Annotated in this window: 19 protein-coding genes; 12 read left to right on the forward strand and 7 right to left on the reverse strand. The window is 35.1% G+C overall.

Annotated elements, in window-relative coordinates:
* Window positions 1-11: 11 nt before the first annotated feature.
* The 5 genes from KXJ69_RS09665 to KXJ69_RS09685 all read left to right on the forward strand — a co-directional run bounded on the left by KXJ69_RS09665 (window position 12) and on the right by KXJ69_RS09685 (window position 5,773).
* Window positions 12-908 carry an ABC transporter ATP-binding protein gene (locus KXJ69_RS09665; protein ID WP_219052884.1) on the forward strand — a complete coding sequence of 299 codons (897 nt, stop codon included), beginning with the start codon at window positions 12-14 and terminating at the stop codon, window positions 906-908.
* 5 nt (window positions 909-913) lie between these two features.
* A complete protein-coding gene (locus KXJ69_RS09670; RefSeq protein WP_219052885.1) occupies window positions 914-1,741 on the forward strand; it encodes an ABC transporter permease in 828 nt (275 codons plus the stop codon).
* Between the two features lie 74 nt (window positions 1,742-1,815).
* The gene (locus tag KXJ69_RS09675; RefSeq protein WP_219052886.1) at window positions 1,816-4,221 is read left to right on the forward strand and encodes an FIDD domain-containing protein; all 2,406 of its coding nucleotides are present in this window, start codon (window positions 1,816-1,818) and stop codon (window positions 4,219-4,221) included.
* Between the two features lie 30 nt (window positions 4,222-4,251).
* The gene (locus KXJ69_RS09680) at window positions 4,252-5,061 is read left to right on the forward strand and encodes a methyltransferase domain-containing protein (protein ID WP_219052887.1); all 810 of its coding nucleotides are present in this window, start codon (window positions 4,252-4,254) and stop codon (window positions 5,059-5,061) included.
* Window positions 5,062-5,104: 43 nt separating this feature from the next.
* Complete coding sequence (locus tag KXJ69_RS09685) at window positions 5,105-5,773, forward strand: cyclase family protein (RefSeq protein WP_308701037.1); 669 nt, start codon at window positions 5,105-5,107, stop codon at window positions 5,771-5,773.
* 5 nt (window positions 5,774-5,778) lie between these two features.
* On the opposite strand, the gene KXJ69_RS09690 is transcribed toward KXJ69_RS09685, so the two are convergent.
* Both KXJ69_RS09690 and KXJ69_RS09695 read right to left on the reverse strand, forming a co-directional pair.
* A complete protein-coding gene (locus tag KXJ69_RS09690) occupies window positions 5,779-6,420 on the reverse strand; it encodes a protein-L-isoaspartate(D-aspartate) O-methyltransferase (protein WP_219052888.1) in 642 nt (213 codons plus the stop codon).
* Between the two features lie 2 nt (window positions 6,421-6,422).
* Complete coding sequence (locus KXJ69_RS09695; protein ID WP_219052889.1) at window positions 6,423-6,968, reverse strand: GNAT family N-acetyltransferase; 546 nt, start codon at window positions 6,966-6,968, stop codon at window positions 6,423-6,425.
* A 103-nt stretch (window positions 6,969-7,071) separates the two neighbouring features.
* Between KXJ69_RS09695 and KXJ69_RS09700 the strand changes: the two genes are divergently transcribed.
* From KXJ69_RS09700 to miaA, 7 genes are all read left to right on the forward strand, one after another.
* Window positions 7,072-8,040: a Gfo/Idh/MocA family protein gene (locus tag KXJ69_RS09700; protein ID WP_219052890.1), complete on the forward strand. Its 969-nt coding sequence runs from the start codon at window positions 7,072-7,074 to the stop codon at window positions 8,038-8,040.
* Complete coding sequence (locus KXJ69_RS09705) at window positions 8,037-8,924, forward strand: 3-hydroxybutyryl-CoA dehydrogenase (protein WP_219052891.1); 888 nt, start codon at window positions 8,037-8,039, stop codon at window positions 8,922-8,924. Before KXJ69_RS09700 ends, KXJ69_RS09705 begins: the two co-directional genes overlap by 4 nt.
* Window position 8,925: 1 nt before the next feature.
* Entirely contained in the window at window positions 8,926-10,164 is a 1,239-nt protein-coding gene (locus KXJ69_RS09710; RefSeq protein WP_219052892.1) for a DUF1015 domain-containing protein, read from the forward strand.
* On the forward strand, window positions 10,165-10,818 hold the full coding sequence (locus tag KXJ69_RS09715; protein ID WP_219052893.1) for a YggS family pyridoxal phosphate-dependent enzyme: 654 nt from the start codon (window positions 10,165-10,167) through the stop codon (window positions 10,816-10,818).
* Window positions 10,819-10,893: 75 nt separating this feature from the next.
* Window positions 10,894-12,273 carry an exonuclease domain-containing protein gene (locus tag KXJ69_RS09720; protein WP_219052894.1) on the forward strand — a complete coding sequence of 460 codons (1,380 nt, stop codon included), beginning with the start codon at window positions 10,894-10,896 and terminating at the stop codon, window positions 12,271-12,273.
* Between the two features lie 36 nt (window positions 12,274-12,309).
* A complete protein-coding gene (locus tag KXJ69_RS09725) occupies window positions 12,310-13,140 on the forward strand; it encodes an ion transporter (RefSeq protein ID WP_219052895.1) in 831 nt (276 codons plus the stop codon).
* A 2-nt stretch (window positions 13,141-13,142) separates the two neighbouring features.
* Window positions 13,143-14,060 carry a tRNA (adenosine(37)-N6)-dimethylallyltransferase MiaA gene (gene miaA, locus KXJ69_RS09730; protein WP_219052896.1) on the forward strand — a complete coding sequence of 306 codons (918 nt, stop codon included), beginning with the start codon at window positions 13,143-13,145 and terminating at the stop codon, window positions 14,058-14,060.
* Window positions 14,061-14,097: 37 nt separating this feature from the next.
* On the opposite strand, the gene KXJ69_RS09735 is transcribed toward miaA, so the two are convergent.
* From KXJ69_RS09735 to KXJ69_RS09755, 5 genes are all read right to left on the reverse strand, one after another.
* Window positions 14,098-14,814 (reverse strand): response regulator transcription factor, encoded by a 717-nt coding sequence (locus KXJ69_RS09735; RefSeq protein WP_219052897.1) that lies wholly within the window; start codon window positions 14,812-14,814, stop codon window positions 14,098-14,100.
* 3 nt (window positions 14,815-14,817) lie between these two features.
* Window positions 14,818-16,380: a sensor histidine kinase gene (locus KXJ69_RS09740; RefSeq protein WP_219052898.1), complete on the reverse strand. Its 1,563-nt coding sequence runs from the start codon at window positions 16,378-16,380 to the stop codon at window positions 14,818-14,820.
* Between the two features lie 79 nt (window positions 16,381-16,459).
* Window positions 16,460-17,041 (reverse strand): dephospho-CoA kinase, encoded by a 582-nt coding sequence (gene coaE, locus KXJ69_RS09745; RefSeq protein ID WP_219052899.1) that lies wholly within the window; start codon window positions 17,039-17,041, stop codon window positions 16,460-16,462.
* Between the two features lies 1 nt (window position 17,042).
* Window positions 17,043-17,987: a CdaR family protein gene (locus KXJ69_RS09750; RefSeq protein WP_219052900.1), complete on the reverse strand. Its 945-nt coding sequence runs from the start codon at window positions 17,985-17,987 to the stop codon at window positions 17,043-17,045.
* Between the two features lie 9 nt (window positions 17,988-17,996).
* On the reverse strand, window positions 17,997-18,998 hold the full coding sequence (locus KXJ69_RS09755) for a glycosyltransferase family 2 protein (protein WP_219052964.1): 1,002 nt from the start codon (window positions 18,996-18,998) through the stop codon (window positions 17,997-17,999).
* Between the last annotated feature and the right edge of the window lie 44 nt (window positions 18,999-19,042).

Raw genomic sequence — 19,042 nt, forward strand, 5'->3', positions numbered from 1 at the left:
AAACCCTTTTTGTGCATCCTATTCTAACCATAAACAATCTTACCAAAAAATTTGGTCCTATTACCGCTGTAAACAATTTGTCATTCACTATTGAAAAGGGCAATGTGTATGGAATATTAGGCCCTAATGGTAGTGGTAAGTCTACCACGTTAGGTATTGTATTAAATGTCGTTAATAAAACCTCTGGAAATTTCCATTGGTTCGACGGCAGTGATACCACCCACCACGCATTACGAAAAGTAGGGGCGATTATTGAGCGTCCTAACTTTTACCCTTATATGACAGCCGAACAAAATTTAAAACTGGTCTGTAAAATTAAAGAAGTTCCCGAAGATAAAATTCTAGAAAAATTAGAACTCGTTGGTCTTTTGGATAGAAAGGACAGTAAGTTTCAAACTTTTTCTTTGGGGATGAAACAACGTTTGGCTATTGCTTCGGCATTGTTAAACGATCCAGAAATATTAATTCTCGATGAGCCTACCAACGGATTGGATCCACAGGGGATTCATCAAATTCGAGAAATTATCAAAAAAATAGCAAGTCAAGGCACTACCATTTTATTGGCATCGCATTTACTTGATGAAGTGGAAAAAGTATGCTCCCACGTAGTCATTTTACGAAAAGGTGTAAGTCTGTACACTGGAAGTGTGGATGGGATGAATGCAAGTCATGGATTCCTACTGTTAGAAAGCCCTAATAGAGAAGCATTGCATAGTGCATTAAAAGAAATGAAGTCCTTCGGCACTATCAAAGAAGAAGGTAACTTGTTTATTGCATATTTGAATGAGTCTTTAGATGCTTCAGCAGTAAACAAACAACTTTTTGAAAAAGGCATCGTCCTTTCCCGCTTGGAGAAAAAGAAAGAAAGTCTTGAAGAACAATTCCTTGAACTTACCAAAAACAACTAACCACCATGCTACGACTTCTTAATATAGAATTAATAAAACTGAAAACGAGCCGGGTAAGTAGAGTCCTTATTTTTGGGTATTTCTTTTTACTTACTTGTATTGCCCTTATAGCTGCCATTAAATTTGATATTGGCCCAATTAAGTTTCATTTAGCAGAGCAAGGAATTTTCAACTTTCCTTTTATTTGGCATTTTAACACTTTTGTAGCGGCTTGGCTTAAGTTGTTTCTCGCCATTATTATTGTATCGATGGTGGCGAACGAATACAGTAATAAAACGCTTAAACAGAATTTAATTGATGGCTTAAGTAAAAAGGAATTCATCCTTTCAAAATTCTTGACAGTGATACTGTTTTCTGTTGTTTCTGTTTTATTTGTATTTGTAGTGTCATTAATTCTAGGATTAATTTATTCAGATTATAATGAGATAGGAATCATATTTAGTGATATGCAATACCTTGTTGGGTATTTTGTGAAACTAGTAGGTTTTTTCTCTTTCTGTTTATTCTTGGGAATTTTAATAAAACGATCTGCTTTTGCCTTAGGTTTTTTAATCCTTTGGCAAACTTTTGAAGGAATTTCAACTGGTATTTTATATTGGAAAGCCGAAGCCATTGCTCCTTACGTGACTCGTTTTTTTCCACTAAATTCTATGGCGAACCTCATCAAAGAGCCAGGAACACGATTAGGAGCAGTTAAAAGTGCCGCAAATCAGTTGGGAGAAGAATTTACTAAGAATTATGATGTACAATTCTGGGATGTACTCATTGTTATGGGTTGGACGGCTATCTTTATTTATGGATCATACGCCCTTTTGAAAAAGCGAGATTTATAATACATCGTTTCTAGCTTTCAAAAAAATTGAGATAGCTATCAAATAGTTGTATATTTAGCTATCAAAACGTTGCTATGCGTCTACTTGTACTGTTATCCTTATTTCTATTTCCTTTATTGAGTTACTCTCAAGAGATTGAACTATTTCAGCAATTTAATGGCCGTTATGACTATCTCTCCTTTGGAAATACATTAAATCCAGAAGAAAATGGACTAAGTAATGATTGTGTCATATTAACGCAAAGTAGTGCAGATTTTCAGCTACAAGCTGGACAGCAACTTATAGCTGCATATTTATATTGGGCTGGCTCTGGCGATGGTGATTTTGATGTGATGCTAAATGCAGTTCCAATTACAGCACAACGAACGTTTGAGTATCAACTTAACACACTAAATAACTATTTTGCCGCTTTCGCCGATGTTACAACCCAATTATTAAATGAAGGCAATGGCACCTATACTCTATCAGAATTAGATTTAACGGATGTCATTGAAGACTATTGTGGGAATGCTACCAATTTTGGCGGCTGGGCAGTTACCGTAATTTATGAGGACGCTTCTTTAAATCTTAATCAAGTTAATATTTTTGACGGAATGGAAGGGGTTTCCCAAAATAATACCAACCTAACCATTACTCTTGAAAACTTAAATGTATTGGACAATATTGGTGCTAAAATTGGTTTTTTGGCTTGGGAAGGAGATTTGGGTTTAGCTGTTAACGAAACGCTTCGTGTAAACGGAAATATCATTAGCAATCCGCCATTAAATCCAGCAGATAATGCATTTAATGGGACAAATAGTTTTACCAACTCAGATCAGCTCTTTAATATGGATATTGATTTTTACAATATCGAAAATAATATCCAGCCTGGAGATCAAAGTGCCATCATCGAACTTACATCTGGACAGGATTTGGTAATGGTTAATAATATTATCACTGTCCTAAACACTGAGTTACCCGACGCAACAGTCACTTTGGATTCTGTTACCTATACTCCGGAATGTGGAAACCGGGATATCTCCATTGAATATACAGTTGGCAACTTAAATAGCACAGACATTCTTCCCGCAGGAACTACCTTAGGTTTTTATGCAAATAACACACTCATAGACACCACTGTAACTACGGTAGATTTAGGCATCGACGAACAAGAAAGTGGCAGCATTTTTTTAACTGTTCTAGCGGGAGTTCCAGCCGACTTTACACTACGTGCATTTGTAGATCCATTTTCAGAAATAAACGAATTAAGAGAAGATAATAATGAAGATTCTGTTGAAATTCATTTACTTGTTTTTCCAGAAATTGTGGGTCTAACGGACTTAGAATTATGTGATGTAGTGGGTGAAGAGTTTTTTGATTTAACAGAAGCTACCGCTCAAATCGACCCTATTAATACCATTACATATCACCTTTCAGAAGGTGAGGCATTAAATGATGAAAATCCAATTTCAAATCCCGACAATTATGAAAACCCTCTCAATCCTCAGGAAATTTGGATTCGTGTTTCAAACCCAGATTGCTTTGTCATAGATAGCTTTCAGGTAGAAGTCATTATTTGTCCACTACCCGATGCTACCATTAGTATTGATAATGAACTATTTGCTTGTCGTCAGCGGGATTTGGTTATTGAATATACAGTTTATAATACCAAAGGCACAAATACTTTATTAGCAGGCACACAAATAGCTTTTTATGCTAGCGGAACACTTATTGGGCAATCGGAAACACAACATGATATCTCCATAGGGGGTAGCGAACCAGGCATTTTAGAAATAGACCTTCCCGAAAGTATCCCAAATCAATTTACACTGCTTGCTGTGGTGGATGATGATGGAACAGGTGTGGGAAGCGTACAGGAATTAAATGAATTTAATAACGAATTTGAAATTTTAGTCACTTTTGGAACCATTCCTCCCATTGTGGATTTACCTAATTTAACCGAATGTGACAAAGGATTTAACACCGCCACTTTTAATCTATTAAATGAAGATCTTTTAGAGCTTATTACCACAAACACGCAAGGAACGGTTCAGTTTTTTACCTCTCAAGCGGAAGCAATCGTCAACCTTAACCCCATTCAAAATCCTGGAGAATTTGAAAATACGAGTAATCCTCAAACGATTTATGTGCGGTTAGAAAATGAAGTTTGTTTTACTACAACGTCTTTCAATCTAATTGTAGAAAAATGCCCACCCATGATACCTGAGGGTATTTCTCCAAATGGAGATGGATTAAACGATGTGTTTAAAATATACTATATCGTAGATGTGTTTCCAGATTTTAATCTTAAAATTTACAGTCGTGAAGGGAATTTAATTTACGAAGGAGGAAACGAAGAAGGGCTATGGGATGCCATTCCTAATCTTGGAATACTTCAACAAAATAAAGTAGTTCCCGTAGGTACTTATTTCTATGTTTTAAATTTAAACGACCCAGATTACCCTGAACCGTTTATAGGCAATGTATATGTTAATTATTAGTCACAATTCTTTAAAACCCAAATACTAACCATGTCCGAATCCAATGCTTATATTCTAGGTACCGACCAACTTGAATTGCACCGATTGGGAATTCAACACCAAGTATGGGCTACCGAAGCTCAAAAAGGTTGGGATTTGGCCCATTTTAATGCAGGACAAACCCTTTTAGATTTAGGATGCGGTCCCGGATTTTGCACTCAGGAACTTGCTTATATTACAGGAGCTTCAGGTAAAGTAATGGGAGTGGATAAATCGGAAGGATTTATTAACCACCTTCATCAAATTGCAAAACTCAATCACTTAAGTATTGATGCCATCTGCACAGATTTTAACGACTTGCAATTAGCACCCAATAGCCTTGACGGGATGTATTGTCGTTGGGCACTGGCTTGGATTCCGAACCCTGAAGAAATTCTGAAAAAAGTATACGATGCATTAAAACCAGGAGGGCGAATGGTTCTACACGAATATTACGATTGGTCCACTCACCAAACCGAACCCAGCATTCCCGGACTCACTAAAGCCATAAAAGCGGCCTATAAAAGTTTTGGAGATATGGATGCCGACCTCAACATTGGAAGACACCTCCCAAGGATATTAACCGAATTAGGAATGACTGTTACAAGCACACGCATTATGGCAAAACTTGCAACACCCAAAGACCTTGTTTGGCAGTGGCCCAAGTCTTTTTATGAAAGCTTTTTTCCTCGATTAGCAGAAACAGGATATTTAAATCAGGAGGATGTTACAAATGCTTTAAGAGGCCTAGCTCAACTTGAAAACAATCATGGAGCTTCCATTTGTTGCCCCATCATGATAGAAGTGATTGCAGAGAAGTAATGGTATGAAGATTGTTATTTATACATTTTAGTTTCTTAAAATAGTGAATACTAAAAGAAAACATATCGATTTAAGTCATACAATTGACAACGGAATAATCACCTACAAAGGCTTACCTGCTCCTATTATTTGTGATTATTTAAGTAGAGAAGAATCAAGAAAATTTTATGAAGAAGGCACGGAGTTTCAAATTGGAAAAATTGAAATGGTTTCTAATACAGGAACCTATGTCGATTGCCCTTTTCATAGGTTTGAAAATGGAAAAGACTTATCGGAAGTAGAATTATCTCGTTTTGTGGATTTAGATGCCATAGTGATAAGAATTCCCCATACCGAAACAATTGAAATAACACATGAAAACTTAAAAGGGTATGCAATAGAAAATAAGGCGGTACTCATCCATACAGGTTGGGATATAAAATGGAATACTGAAGCGTACTTTGAAAACAATCCTTTTTTAACAAAAAAAGCAGCAGAATATTTGAGGGATTCAAAAGTTGTTTTGGTAGGAATCGATTCTCATAATATTGATGACACGAGAGGTAAATCTAGACCCTCGCACACGGTCCTTTTAGGTGCCGAAATATTAATAGTTGAGCATTTATGTAATTTACATCAATTACCAAATAAGGGGTTTACGTTTAATGCAGCTCCACCTAAATTTAAGGGCGTTGGAACATTTCCAGTACGTGCTTATGCTACTTTACAATAAAAAATTTAATTCTTATCCTCCAACAACGGTACAAACCGAAACTCACCATATTCATTCTTTTCAAAATGGGTGTCACTGGTGCGTGTAAATACAGTCATGATTTGCACATCCTCACCCACAGGAATTACTAACTTCCCTCCCACCTTTAATTGTGCAAGCAAGGGTTTAGGAACGTATGGAGCTCCAGCAGTTACAACAATACCATCAAAAGGGGCAAACTCGGGTAAACCCTTATAACCATCACCAAAAACCATTTTTTTGGGTCGATAACCTATCTTCGGAAGAAATCTGGACGTTTTTTTAAACAATTCATTTTGTCGTTCTATTGTATACACTGTAATTCCCATTTCTAATAAGACCGCACTTTGGTACCCACTTCCTGTACCAATCTCTAGTACCGTATCTCCCTCTTCCACCTCCAAAAGTTCTGTTTGTCTTGCTACGGTATAAGGTTGAGAAATCGTTTGCTCTGCTGCAATGGGAAAGGCTTTATCTACATAGGCGTGATCTATAAACCCGCTATCCATAAACCAATGGCGTGGAATTTTATTAATAGCTTCCAATACAGCTTCATTAGTAATCCCCTTTTTCCGAAGGGTTTCCACTAACTTCTTCCGCATACCTTTATGAGTAAATGTATCTTTCATTATCAATTTCTAGCTAGCCATTCAGCCTTTGTGATTTCATAAAAATGACAATGCGCAGTATCATACATAAAACTATTTACATAGTGCATTCCCACTTTTTTATTCAGTATAACATTGGATGCTTCATTGTCGATTTCTGCCATTCCGTAAATAGAATCGTGCTTCCCATGAGTGCAGATATAATTCAAAGAAGCAAAGGCAGATTCAGTGGCATACCCCTTTCCCCAAAATTCTTCCCGCAATCGGTAGCCTAAATCCAAAAAGTTATGGTGTCCATTTACAGGTTCCGTATTCAATTTAAAGCCTGTCCAACCTATAAACTCACCCGTATTTTTTTCAATCATTGCCCAACGTCCAATCCCAAGGTCTTTATATTGTTTTCGTACTTTGCCTATAATTTCTTTAGCTTCTTCAATAGTCTTAATGGGATTGTTTCCTAAATAACGATGTACATTGGCGTTACTGTCTAAGGCAAACATGCCCTCTGCATCGGCATCTAATAACTCTCTAATGAGCAATCGTGGGGTTTCTATGGTAGGTTGTTGCATCGTAAAGGCTTCTTGACAAAGCTACTAAAACCCTTCGGTAATTTGAAAGGGTTCCTTCGTAATTTTCCCTCAAAAAAAGTATCTTTGAAAAAAATCATTTTCCATGCTAAAAGCAGGCGTTTTAGGTGCGGGTCACCTCGGAAAAATTCATTTAAAATTACTTCAACAATCTGCCAAATACGAATTGGTAGGTTTTTTTGATGCCGACAAAGAAGCGGCTAAACAAATTGAAGATGAATTAGGGTACAAAAGTTTTCCCACTATGGAAGCACTTATTGATGCTTGCGATATGGTCGATGTGGTTACCCCCACGATTTATCATTTCGATTGTGCAAAAAAAGTGGTGGAAGCTGGGAAACATTTATTTATCGAAAAACCGATTACTCAAACTGTTGAAGAAGCCGAAGCTTTATTGGCTCTGGTAAAAAAGCACGGCGTAAAAGGACAAGTGGGGCACGTAGAGCGTTTTAATCCTGCATTTATGGCGGTAAAAGATATGTTCGATAAACCCATGTTTATTGAGGCACATCGCTTGGCAGAATTTAATCCGCGTGGGACCGATGTTCCCGTGGTGTTAGATTTAATGATTCATGATATCGATGCTATTTTAAGTGTCGTGAAAAGCAAAGTAAAAAGCATTAACGCTAGTGGGGTTTCGGTCATTTCTGAAACTCCCGATATTGCCAATGCCCGTATTGAATTTGAAAATGGTTGTGTGGCCAATTTAACGGCCAGTAGAATTTCGATGAAGAAAATGCGGAAGGCGCGATTCTTTCAACGTGATGCCTATATCTCTGTAAATTTTTTAGAGAAGAAGTGCGAAGTGGTAAAAATGAAAAATGCCCCCAAAAAGGAAGATGATTTTGCTATGGTATTAACCAATGCTGAAGGAAAACGAAAGCAAATATATTTCGATAACCCCAAAGTGAATAACAACAACGCCATTTTGGACGAACTTGAAACTTTTGCTGATGCCATCAATAACAATACAACTCCTATAGTAACCTTAGAGCAAGGCACCGAAGCTTTGCGTGTAGCACTTCAAATTATTAAAAATTTTAAAAGCTTATGAAAAATGTAGCTGTCATTGGAGCAGGAACCATGGGAAACGGAATTGCCCACACCTTTGCTCAATTTGATTATAAAGTTCAATTAATAGATATTTCGCAAGCCTCCTTAGACAAAGGGATGGCAACCATTACCAAAAATTTGGATAGAATGGTGGCAAAGGAAGCAATTACCGAAGCCGATAAACAAAAAACGTTAAAAAATATTACCATCTATACCAATCTTGAGGAAGGGGTAGAATATGCGAGTTTGGTTATTGAAGCTGCCACCGAAAATGTGGATTTAAAACTGAAGATTTTTAAAGACCTTGACAAGTTTTGCCCAGACGACACTATTTTAGCTTCCAATACCTCATCCATTTCAATTACACAAATTGCTGCGGTAACGTCTCGCCCCGAAATGGTTATTGGGATGCACTTTATGAATCCAGTGCCTATTATGAAGTTGGTAGAAATTATAAAGGGTTATAATACCAGTGCAGAAACTTATAAAACAGTAGAAGCAATTTCTAAAAAACTGAATAAAGTACCTGTTGAAGTAAATGATTATCCTGGCTTTGTGGCAAACCGCATCTTAATGCCTATGATTAATGAAGCCATTGAAACTTTGTACAATGGCGTGGCTGGTGTTCAAGAAATTGATACTGTGATGAAACTGGGAATGGCACATCCTATGGGACCACTACAATTAGCCGATTTTATTGGACTAGACGTATGTCTATCCATTTTAAAAGTGATGTACGACGGATTTAAAAACCCAAAATACGCGCCTTGTCCCTTATTAGTAAATATGGTCATGGCGGGTAAATTAGGGATTAAAAGCGGCGAAGGATTCTATGATTATGCTGAAAGTAGAAAAGCCGAAAAAGTAGCAAAAATGTTTTTATAAGATGCCTAAAATTATTCCTTTTAAAGCGGTACGACCCACACGCGACAAGGTAAGTTTAATAGCTTCCCGTTCGTATGAGAGTTATACCCAGGAGCAATTAGAAGCACGCTTACGAGATAATCCGTTTTCCTTTTTACATATTGTAAATCCGGGGTATAAATACCAAAAGGAAATCGCTGGAGAAGCACGATACCAGTTGGTTAAAAATCGCTATCAAGAGTTTAAAGAAGATGGGGTTTTTATGCAGGAAGAGAAACCGTGTTTTTATATTTATAAAATTGTAAATCGAGAAGAAAACGTTTTTCATGGCATTGTCGCGGCAGCTAGTGTGGAAGATTATGAGAAGGACATCATTAAGAAGCACGAAGATACCTTAGCCCAAAAAGAAATAATTTTTAAAGAGTATTTAAAAACGGTGGGATTCAATGCTGAAGCAGTACTCCTCACCTATCCCGACAATAATGAACTAAACACCATCATTGAAAAAGTAATGGAAACTCGTGCCGAATATGAGTTTACCACCACCTATCGAGATACACATTATGTTTGGGGCGTAGATGATAAAAATATGATTTCAAAAATTGAAACCATTTTTAACCATATGGACGCGGTCTATATCGCCGATGGTCATCACCGCTCTGCTTCTTCCTATCTACTAGCGAAAGACCTTCAAAGTGAAAATAAAAATCATTCAGGAAAAGAAAAGTATAACTTCTTTATGACATATCTTATTCCTGAAAGTGAGTTAAAAATATTTGAATTCAACCGACTGGTAAAGGATTTAAACGGAATGACAAAAGAAGAGTTTTTAATCCAACTGGATACTGTTTTCAGAATAGATAAACGTGGAATAGATTATTACAAACCTTCAAAAAAGCATCATTTTAGTATGTATTTGGACGGTGCCTTTTATTCATTATACCTTCGAAAGGATAATTACAATTTTAAAAACGCATTGGAGGCATTAGATACTTACATTTTGTATACTTCAGTCCTAAAGCCTATTTTAGGAATTGAAGACCCTCGCCACGATGACCGTATAGCCTATTCCCACGGAAAAAGGGATTTAGCCTTTGTAAAGTCGCAAGTAGATTCTGGTGAATTTACGGTAGGTTTTGGCTTGGTTCCAATTACCATAGACGAAATGAAACATGTGGCAGATGAAGGCTTAACCATGCCTCCAAAAAGTACGTATATTGAACCAAAGCTGAGAAGCGGTGTAACGATTTATGAATTCTAAATGAGCATTTCAGAAAATATTACCAATCTTAAAAAAGAACTTCCCAACCACGTATGCTTAGTGGCTGTTTCCAAAACCAAACCTATTCCAAATATCATGGAGGCTTACAATGCTGGTCACCGAATTTTTGGCGAAAATAAAATTCAGGAAATGGTCGACAAATGGGAGCAGATGCCTAAAGATATAGAATGGCATATGATTGGTCACGTACAAACCAACAAGGTAAAGTATATGGCCGAGTTTGTAAGTTTAATTCACGCAGTGGATAGTGTAAAGCTGCTGAAGGAAATAAACAAACAAGCCAAAAAACACGAAAGAGTTATAGATTGTTTACTTCAAATAAAAATAGCTAAGGAGGATAGTAAATTTGGAATGACGGAAGCAGATGCTCTAGCTTTATTAAATAATGCTTCAGTAAAAGAGTTTGAAAATGTAAACATTGTGGGCTTGATGGGAATGGCAACCTTTACAGAAAATGAAGCGCAATTAGTTTCAGAATTTTCACGATTAAAAAACTTTTTTGATACTCATAAAACAGCTTTCAGCTTTAAAACGTTATCTATGGGAATGAGTGGTGATTATAAAATTGCCATAGCACAAGGAAGTACCATGATTCGTGTAGGAAGTTCGATATTTGGAGAACGATACCAGTAAAGAATAATGAATAAGGATTAATGACTAATTTCGCTTAACCTTTAACCCAAAACCTTTAACCAAGAACCCTTATAAGTGTACGCAATTTTAGATATAGAGACCACAGGTGGAAAATACAATGAAGAGGGAATTACTGAGATTGCTATTTATCGTTTCGACGGACACAAAATCGTCGATCAATTTATTAGTCTCATTAATCCAGAACGAAGCATTCAGCCTTTTGTGGTAAATCTAACGGGGATTAATAATGAAATGCTTCGAAACGCTCCAAAATTTTATGAAGTAGCCAAACGCATTATTGAAATTACCGATGGCGCAGTAGTAGTAGCTCACAATGCTCAATTTGATAATAGAATTCTCACCACAGAATTTGACCGATTAGGCTATGATTTTGAAAAGGATACGCTTTGTACAGTAGAACTTTCAAAAAAATTGATTCCTGGGAAGGATTCTTACAGTTTAGGAAAATTAACTCGGTCCTTAGGCATCCCAATAAGTGACAGACATCGTGCACAAGGGGATGCGTTGGCAACCGTCGCCCTTTTTAAAATGTTATTGGCTAGGGATACCGCAAAAGAGATTATCCAAAAAATGGTTCGTAAAGACCCCAAACGCCAATTGGAACCCAAACTTCTCGATCTTATTGAAAATGCCCCTACCGAAACCGGAGTGTATTATATGCACCGAAGTGATGGTACTATTATTTACATTGGTAAAAGCAAGAATATTAAAAAAAGGCTCATTCAGCATTTTACAAACGACAATAGAAAGTCGAAAAAAATTCAGTTAGAAGTAGCCGATGTGACCTTTGAGAAAACAGGTAGTGAATTAATAGCCTTATTGAAGGAGAGTGAAGAAATAAAGAGGAACAAGCCTATTTATAATCGAGCTTTACGAAGAACACTTTTTCAGTATCAGCTTTCAAGCTTTACTGATGAAAAAGGCTATATTAATTTAAGAATAGACAAAGCCGATAGCCGAAAGAAAGCCGTGACAACGTTTACCAACTATCAGCAAGCCAAATCAACTTTATATAGAATTACCGAAACACATCAACTTTGCCAAAAACTTACCGGGCTTTATGAAACTAAGACCAGTTGCTTTCTCCACAGTATTAAAGAATGCCATGGAGCGTGTATTGAAAAAGAGTCCACCGAAGAATATAATGCTCGCGTTAAAGTATTTTTAGAGAATAATAGTTACGCCAATAAACATATGCTTATAATTGATAAAGGTAGAGATATCGATGAACGATCGGCTATTTTAATAGAAAACGGCAAATATATAGGCTTTGGATTTTTCAGTTTAAACTACCAAATCAATAATCCTGAAGTATTAAAATCAATCATTACCCCCATGCAAGACAATAGGGATTCTCAACATATTATTCAGTCCTATCTTAGGAAGAATAAAGGCTTAAAAGTAGTAAATTTAGCCCCAGATACGGTAGATTAAGGAAACTTGCGTATTTTTAAATATTAAAATCAAAAATTGAAGATTAAACTCCCAACAGTTTGGCGTGATAAAATTCACGATATTATCTATGAGGCAGATACCCCTAATGGTAAACTTTTTGATTTAGTATTATTATCTCTTATTCTATTAAGCGTAATTTTTGTGATGCTTGAGAGCGTAAGAGGACTTCCAGAAACTGTATATTTTATTTTATATATAGGAGAATGGGTGATTACCATATTTTTTACCATAGAATACATTTTACGAATTCTAACTGTAAAAAAACCATGGAATTATGTCTTCAGTTTTTATGGAATCGTTGACTTTCTATCTACCATCCCGTTATATCTTTCATTTATATTAGTGGGCAGCAACTACTTACTTACGGTAAGAGCCTTACGATTGTTGCGAGTTTTTAGAATTCTAAAAGTAACCAGATATATTGGGGAGTCTAACAAGTTAAAAATTGCTTTACTGCAGAGTCGTGCTAAAATTTTAATATTCTTATTTACTGTTATTATTGTTTCAATTATTGCTGGAACCCTAATGTATCTGGTCGAAGGACCTGAGCATGGATTTACCAATATTCCTCATAGTATTTACTGGTGTATTGTTACACTTACCACTGTAGGATATGGTGATATCTCCCCTGGAACACCCTTAGGGCAATTCATAGCTTCAGTTATTATGATCTTAGGATATGGTATTATTGCAGTTCCTACAGGAATTGTTACTGCTGAAATGACCAAAGGTAAAGTCAAGGTAGACCTAAACACCCAAGTTTGTTCTAATTGTAATGAAAGTAAACATCGTGATGATGCTAAATTTTGCCATAAATGTGGTGAAAGTTTAAAGGTTGAAAACTAAAAATGGTTGCCTTGAAACCTTTACTTGTTTGTATTGTAGGACCCACGGCTATAGGCAAAACTGCACTTTCTATAAAATTAGCAAACGCGTTTAATACCGAAATTATTTCGGCAGATTCCCGTCAATTTTTTAAAGAAATGACCATTGGCACTGCGGTTCCTACAAAAGAAGAATTGAATTCTGCTAAACACTATTTCATTCAAAATAAAAGTATTTCTGAAAATTATAGTGTAGGCGATTTTGAAAGAGATGCCATTGAACTACTTGAAGAATTATTTAAGAAACACCAAGTAGTACTTATGGTAGGCGGTTCCGGATTATATGTAGACGCCGTGGTGAAAGGATTGGATTCTTTTCCCGAGGTGCCATACAATATAAGGAAACAACTAAAATCTCAATTTGAAGAAAAAGGAATTGAATACCTTCAAAAACAATTAAAGGTACTCGATCCAGTGTATTTTGAAGAAGTGGATATTCAAAACACACAGCGAGTAATAAGAGCACTGGAAGTTTGCAAAGCTTCTGGCAAGCCCTTTTCATCATTCCGAAAAAATAAAGAGATCAATCGAAATTTTGATACACTATATATTGGTTTAACCGCAGATAGGGAGGTTATCTATGAACGAATAAACCAGCGCGTTGATTTGATGATAAAGGATGGACTCCTTAAAGAAGTTGAAAAATTGAAAGCGTTTAGACATTTAAATGCTTTGCAAACCGTTGGTTATAGAGAATTGTTCGATTATTTTGATGGTACATTGAATTTGGAAGAGGCCATTTCGGAGATTAAAAAAAATACGAGAAGATTTGCCAAACGGCAGGGTACTTGGTTTCGGAAAAACGCAACTATTGAATGGTTTGATTATAAAACACCACTTATTGAAATTGAAAATTATATTAAAAAAGCCCTGTCCCAATAAAGGGAAGGGCGTTTTTACACTTAATATTTTAAAAATTTTATAGGTCTACTTCACTTTTCACTACCAATCGGAATCCCTCTCCGTGAATATTGATAATTTCTACATCATCATCTTTACTTAGATACTTTCTTAGCTTGGCAATATACACATCCATACTACGTGAAGTAAAATAGTTATCATCTCTCCAAATCTTTGTAAGCGCTAATTCACGTGGCATTAAATCGTTTTTATGCAGTGCCAAAAGTCGTAATAAATCGTTCTCTTTTGGAGACAATTTAATGGGCGATTCTCCTTTATAAGTTAGAAAACGAAGTTTTGAATTAAGCTGGAAGTTTCCAACAGTAAAATCGAATTGTTTGCTATCTGCAATCGAATCTGTCGATTTTCTTTGAACAATGGCCTTTATTTTCATTAATAACACTTCACTATCAAAGGGTTTATTAAGGTAATCATCGGCACCAACCTTGTACCCTTTAATGACATCTTCTTTCATTGCCTTAGCAGTAAGGAAAATAATAGGTACTTCTTGATTTTTCTCTCTAATCTCCTTTGCTAAGGTGAAACCATCTTTGTAAGGCATCATGACATCAAGGATGCAAAGATCATAATCGTCTTTTTTAAATTTTTCAAATCCTTCCATACCGTTTTTTGCATGTGTAACGGTATAGTCGTTCATGGTTAGGTAATCTTTGAGAACTGTCCCAAAGTTTGGATCATCTTCTACTAATAAAATTTTCTTGTTTACAGTTTCCATATTTTAAGATATTAAGTGCATTTTTATTATAAAGGTACTACCTTTTCCTTTTTCACTATCTACGTAAATTTCGGCATTATGGTCGTCTAAAATTCTTTTAACATACGCTAAACCAAGCCCATGCCCTTTTACATTATGTATATCGCCTGTATGTTCGCGATAAAATTTTTCAAATATTTTCTTTTGTACATTCTTACTCATACCCATACCTTGATCTTGTATCTTCAACATAATACTATTCTTCACGTTCTCGGTATAGATATCAATCTTAGGTTCATCTTCAGAATATTTTACCGCATTATCCAAAATATTCACCACCACATTGGTAAGGTGTAAGTCGTTACCCAATACAGAAGATTTCATTGCTTCTAAATGGGTATTCACATAACCACCCCTATCTTCAACAATGAGGCTAATATGTGTTACTGCATCTTCTACAATATCGTGCAGTTTTATTCGTGCTTTTGGAAGATCTAACTCATTCTTTTCAAGTTTAGAAATACGTAAAACGTTTTCAACTTGTGCGTGCATTCGTCGATTCTCTTCCCGAATCATTTTCAAATAACGATCAATAAACTCTTTATTCTCTGCGACTTTTGGATTTTTTAACGCATCTAAAGCCAAATTAATTGTGGCAATAGGTGTTTTAAATTCATGGGTCATGTTATTTATAAAATCTGTTTTTATCTGCGAAATCTGTCTTTGTCTAAATAACTGTTTTAAAGCATTTGAATACGCTAAAATGATAACCCCTGTAAAAGCCAAGGACAACAATGCCATACCTAAAATAGTACTGGCGACCTCTTTTCCTTTGTCTGAAAAATTTACATAGAGTTGATAATTTGTATTAAATGTATCGTTCACAAATAAAGGAACTCCATATGTACTTTCTGGATTTAATTGAAATCCATTAGATCGTATTTTTGTCGCCAGTTCATTACTATAAACAGCAAATTCAAATTTTGATTTAATTCCTCTTTCTCTCGCTTCATTGGTAATTAATTCTTCAAGGTCTTTCGAGGATATTCTGTTATGAATAGGAGTTTTTGAAGTGATATTACTAACAGCATCTTGAAACTGCTGCTTTTCAAAATCTCGCATTCGATTAAAATCTATTTTGGTTTCTTCTGTAAACCCGCTACCATCAGGACTTCCTATTATTTTTGTTGTCTTCTTTTGATTTGTTATTTTTTTAAACTGAATGGTATCAAATTCGGTATCTAAAAAGAAAGAAGAAAGCTTATAATCTTCTTCGATGATTCCGTCTGAAAAAATAACCGTTTCGTTTTTATTTTCATTCGCAATTCTATAAATAAGCTCACTAACGCTTACATTCTCTGGTGTCTTAAGGCTGTCTACGAGTCCGCTATATAATTTATAATAATTTTCTGTTTCTTGTAACTGAACTTTTTTAGCAACTTCAATAAGAATTTGCCTTACACTAAGAGTAAATTGATCTTCTTTTGCCTGATAGGCATTATTAATCCAATACCCTTGAACAAAAATTATTCCTAATAGGGACAACGACATGGAACCAATAAGAAGCGCAAAAAGCTTTTTGTTCATATTCCAAAATTAAGATTTTAACATTTAGATTACTTTCCATTTAACCAAATGTTAACAGAAGTGAAGAATTTTTATAATATTAACCCTTTAAAATACGGTGATGTATGTCCTTAACTTGCTTTTTTGTCTCCGCTAGGTTCGTATTTTCTATAACAAAGCTTGCAAGGGGTATCTTTTTTTCATCTGGCCATTGATTGTCCATTCTAGATTGTACTTCTTTACGGGTGATAGGGTCGCGTTTTAATATTCTTTCAACTCTTATAGACTCTGGTGCTGTCACCAATATTATATAATCGCATTGAGTATGTCCGCCACTTTCAAAAAGGATAGCTGCTTCCTTAATACAATAATGGCCTTTTTGTTTTTTAACCCATCTGGCAAAATGTTGTCTTACTTTAGGGTGAATTATATTATTTACTTGATTAAGTAATTCTTTATCATTAAATATTTTTTTGGCAACAAACGATCTATTCAGTCCTTCTGTACCAAAACTTTTTTCTCCTAAAAGTGCTATGACCTTTCGGCGAACTATTTTTGAAGTATTTGTAATTCGTTTAGCTTCAACGTCGGCAATATACACAGGAACGCCAAGTTCTTTAAAGAAGCCAGCTACAGTGCTTTTCCCACTTCCAATTCCACCAGTAAGTCCAACTATTTTCAAATTATTTAAATATTAAAAACTCTACTTTTTTTGTTTCCAACTCAAGGTGCTGAAGATTTTCTGGATGCTTTATAAGTTTAGGTATCATAAAACTTCCTTCTTCTATTCTCTCCGAAAAATCACAAATAATTTTAAAATCATCGATTGTTAGGTTTCCAAAATCCTTTATGGAAACATCGAAAGTAATTTCTATACTTTCAGGGAATAATTTAAGTTCGGTCCCTTCAGTAAGATTAATAACCTCAACAGGGATTTCCATTGTCATTTGAGAAAATTCTTCAGCTTCTATCCTTATACTCACACTTTTGGGATTGAGTACCACTTTTTTATTTTGTGGTTTTATTAAATTAATAGTTTCAGTTAACCCTTTGGAAACATCTTTTCTTTTAAATAGTTGTGTGGGAATGAAGGTGATAGTATCTATCTCTTCCGAAGGTCCAGAAATGTCAACAGAATCTGGCATAATTTTTATTTTACCTTTCTGAAAATACCCATCCTTAAAAGATATATGGGATTGTAAAGAAATAGGAATCCTTTTACTAGCATTTTTATCGAGGTGTAACATAAGCTCTGTTTCAGATATATTTTTTATATCTGAAAGGTTTAGCTGCTTCAAAATTAATTTCTGAATATCCTGTAATGGAAGAACTATAATGCTATCTTCTTCTTTATAATAGGCGCTAACATCAATTTTTAACGAGGTTTTTCTCAATTTGTGTGACAACAATTGAAATCCATTTCCAGAAACATCAAAAGTGATTTCTTTTACATTATCATTAGTAAGGACTAAAGAATCCGGAATATTTATGTAGTCTAAAGTAGTTGTTAAGGTTGCTTCAGAATCTCTAGAAAACTTCGTTAAAAACCAAAAAAGGGTAGCCAATAAAAGAAAAAAGAGAAACGATTTTATTTTTGGGTTTTTATTTTTTGTGTTTTCTGAAACCATTCATTAAAATTAATCAAAAAATAACTGTGGAAATTGTTGCTTCGGATTTTTCTTTAAATATTTTATGTAAAATGTAGATTTCAAAAAAGCTAACCCGTATCCAAAAAATTGCACAAAAACGGCAATTAATGATAACACTCCAACATAAATACTTTTATTCCTGATACTGCTATCCACTAAAATAAAGAAAAGATAGAGTATTAACGGTGCTAAAAATAAAATATTAACTAGGGCTGAAAATAGAATCGATAGTAGCACAAAAAAGATAAATAATGTAGGAAGCCAAAAGGTGATTTTTTCGGACTTGGGATGCCATTTATTTAATATGGGTCTTACCAATCCAAACTTTTTAACTTGTGTGTAAAATTTATTCCATGAAATTCTTCGCTTATGATATACATAGGCATTAGGTATAAACTGAGTTTTAAATCCACCTTTTATAATTCGTTGTGATAAATCTGGATCCTCACCTGGGTGAATTTTTGAAAACCCTTGAGTCGCTTCGAATGCCTTTTTGGAAATACCCATATTAAAACTACGCGGTTCAAACTTTTGAATACTCTTTACTTTACCTCTTATTCCTCCTGTGGTTAAAAAAGACGTCATTGAATAGTTAATAGCCTTTTGAAGAGGTGAAAAGCTATCATGAGCAGCATCTGCTCCTCCATAACAATCTGTATACTTATAGGTTAAAAAATTTGAAACAGTTAAAAAATAATGTGGTGGTAATAAGCAATCGGAATCTAAAATGATAAAGTAATTTCCTTTAGCATATCGCATTCCAAAATTCCTTGAATCTCCAGGTCCACTATTTGGTTTACTGAAATAGGATATTTGAAGGGCGGGTTTAAATTCATTTACAACATTTTCTGAAGAAAGAGATGAACCGTCTTCCACTATAACAATTTCAAATTGAGAGTTTCCTTCAACTTTTAAAAAGCTTTCAAGTAATTCCCTTATTTCATCGGGACGATTGTAAACAGGGATAATAAAAGAAAAAGATAATTGCATAGCTGCAAAAATACGCAATAAAAAAAGCCACTCCATAAATGGAG

The organism is Halomarinibacterium sedimenti (genome assembly GCF_019312585.1).
GTDB classification, from domain to species: domain Bacteria; phylum Bacteroidota; class Bacteroidia; order Flavobacteriales; family Flavobacteriaceae; genus Halomarinibacterium; species Halomarinibacterium sedimenti.

Excerpts from the sequence above, each read along its gene's own strand:
- KXJ69_RS09750 (WP_219052900.1), bottom strand. The coding sequence starts at position 17,987 with ATGGTTTCAGAAAACACAAAAAATAAAAACCCAAAAATAAAATCGTTT.
- KXJ69_RS09670 (WP_219052885.1), top strand. The coding sequence starts at position 914 with ATGCTACGACTTCTTAATATAGAATTAATAAAACTGAAAACGAGCCGG.
- KXJ69_RS09735 (WP_219052897.1), bottom strand. The coding sequence starts at position 14,814 with ATGGAAACTGTAAACAAGAAAATTTTATTAGTAGAAGATGATCCAAAC.
- KXJ69_RS09715 (WP_219052893.1), top strand. The coding sequence starts at position 10,165 with ATGAGCATTTCAGAAAATATTACCAATCTTAAAAAAGAACTTCCCAAC.
- KXJ69_RS09710 (WP_219052892.1), top strand. The coding sequence starts at position 8,926 with ATGCCTAAAATTATTCCTTTTAAAGCGGTACGACCCACACGCGACAAG.
- KXJ69_RS09700 (WP_219052890.1), top strand. The coding sequence starts at position 7,072 with ATGCTAAAAGCAGGCGTTTTAGGTGCGGGTCACCTCGGAAAAATTCAT.
- KXJ69_RS09695 (WP_219052889.1), bottom strand. The coding sequence starts at position 6,968 with ATGCAACAACCTACCATAGAAACCCCACGATTGCTCATTAGAGAGTTA.
- KXJ69_RS09705 (WP_219052891.1), top strand. The coding sequence starts at position 8,037 with ATGAAAAATGTAGCTGTCATTGGAGCAGGAACCATGGGAAACGGAATT.
- miaA (WP_219052896.1), top strand. The coding sequence starts at position 13,143 with ATGGTTGCCTTGAAACCTTTACTTGTTTGTATTGTAGGACCCACGGCT.
- KXJ69_RS09680 (WP_219052887.1), top strand. The coding sequence starts at position 4,252 with ATGTCCGAATCCAATGCTTATATTCTAGGTACCGACCAACTTGAATTG.
- KXJ69_RS09690 (WP_219052888.1), bottom strand. The coding sequence starts at position 6,420 with ATGAAAGATACATTTACTCATAAAGGTATGCGGAAGAAGTTAGTGGAA.
- KXJ69_RS09675 (WP_219052886.1), top strand. The coding sequence starts at position 1,816 with ATGCGTCTACTTGTACTGTTATCCTTATTTCTATTTCCTTTATTGAGT.
- KXJ69_RS09740 (WP_219052898.1), bottom strand. The coding sequence starts at position 16,380 with ATGAACAAAAAGCTTTTTGCGCTTCTTATTGGTTCCATGTCGTTGTCC.
- KXJ69_RS09755 (WP_219052964.1), bottom strand. The coding sequence starts at position 18,998 with ATGCAATTATCTTTTTCTTTTATTATCCCTGTTTACAATCGTCCCGAT.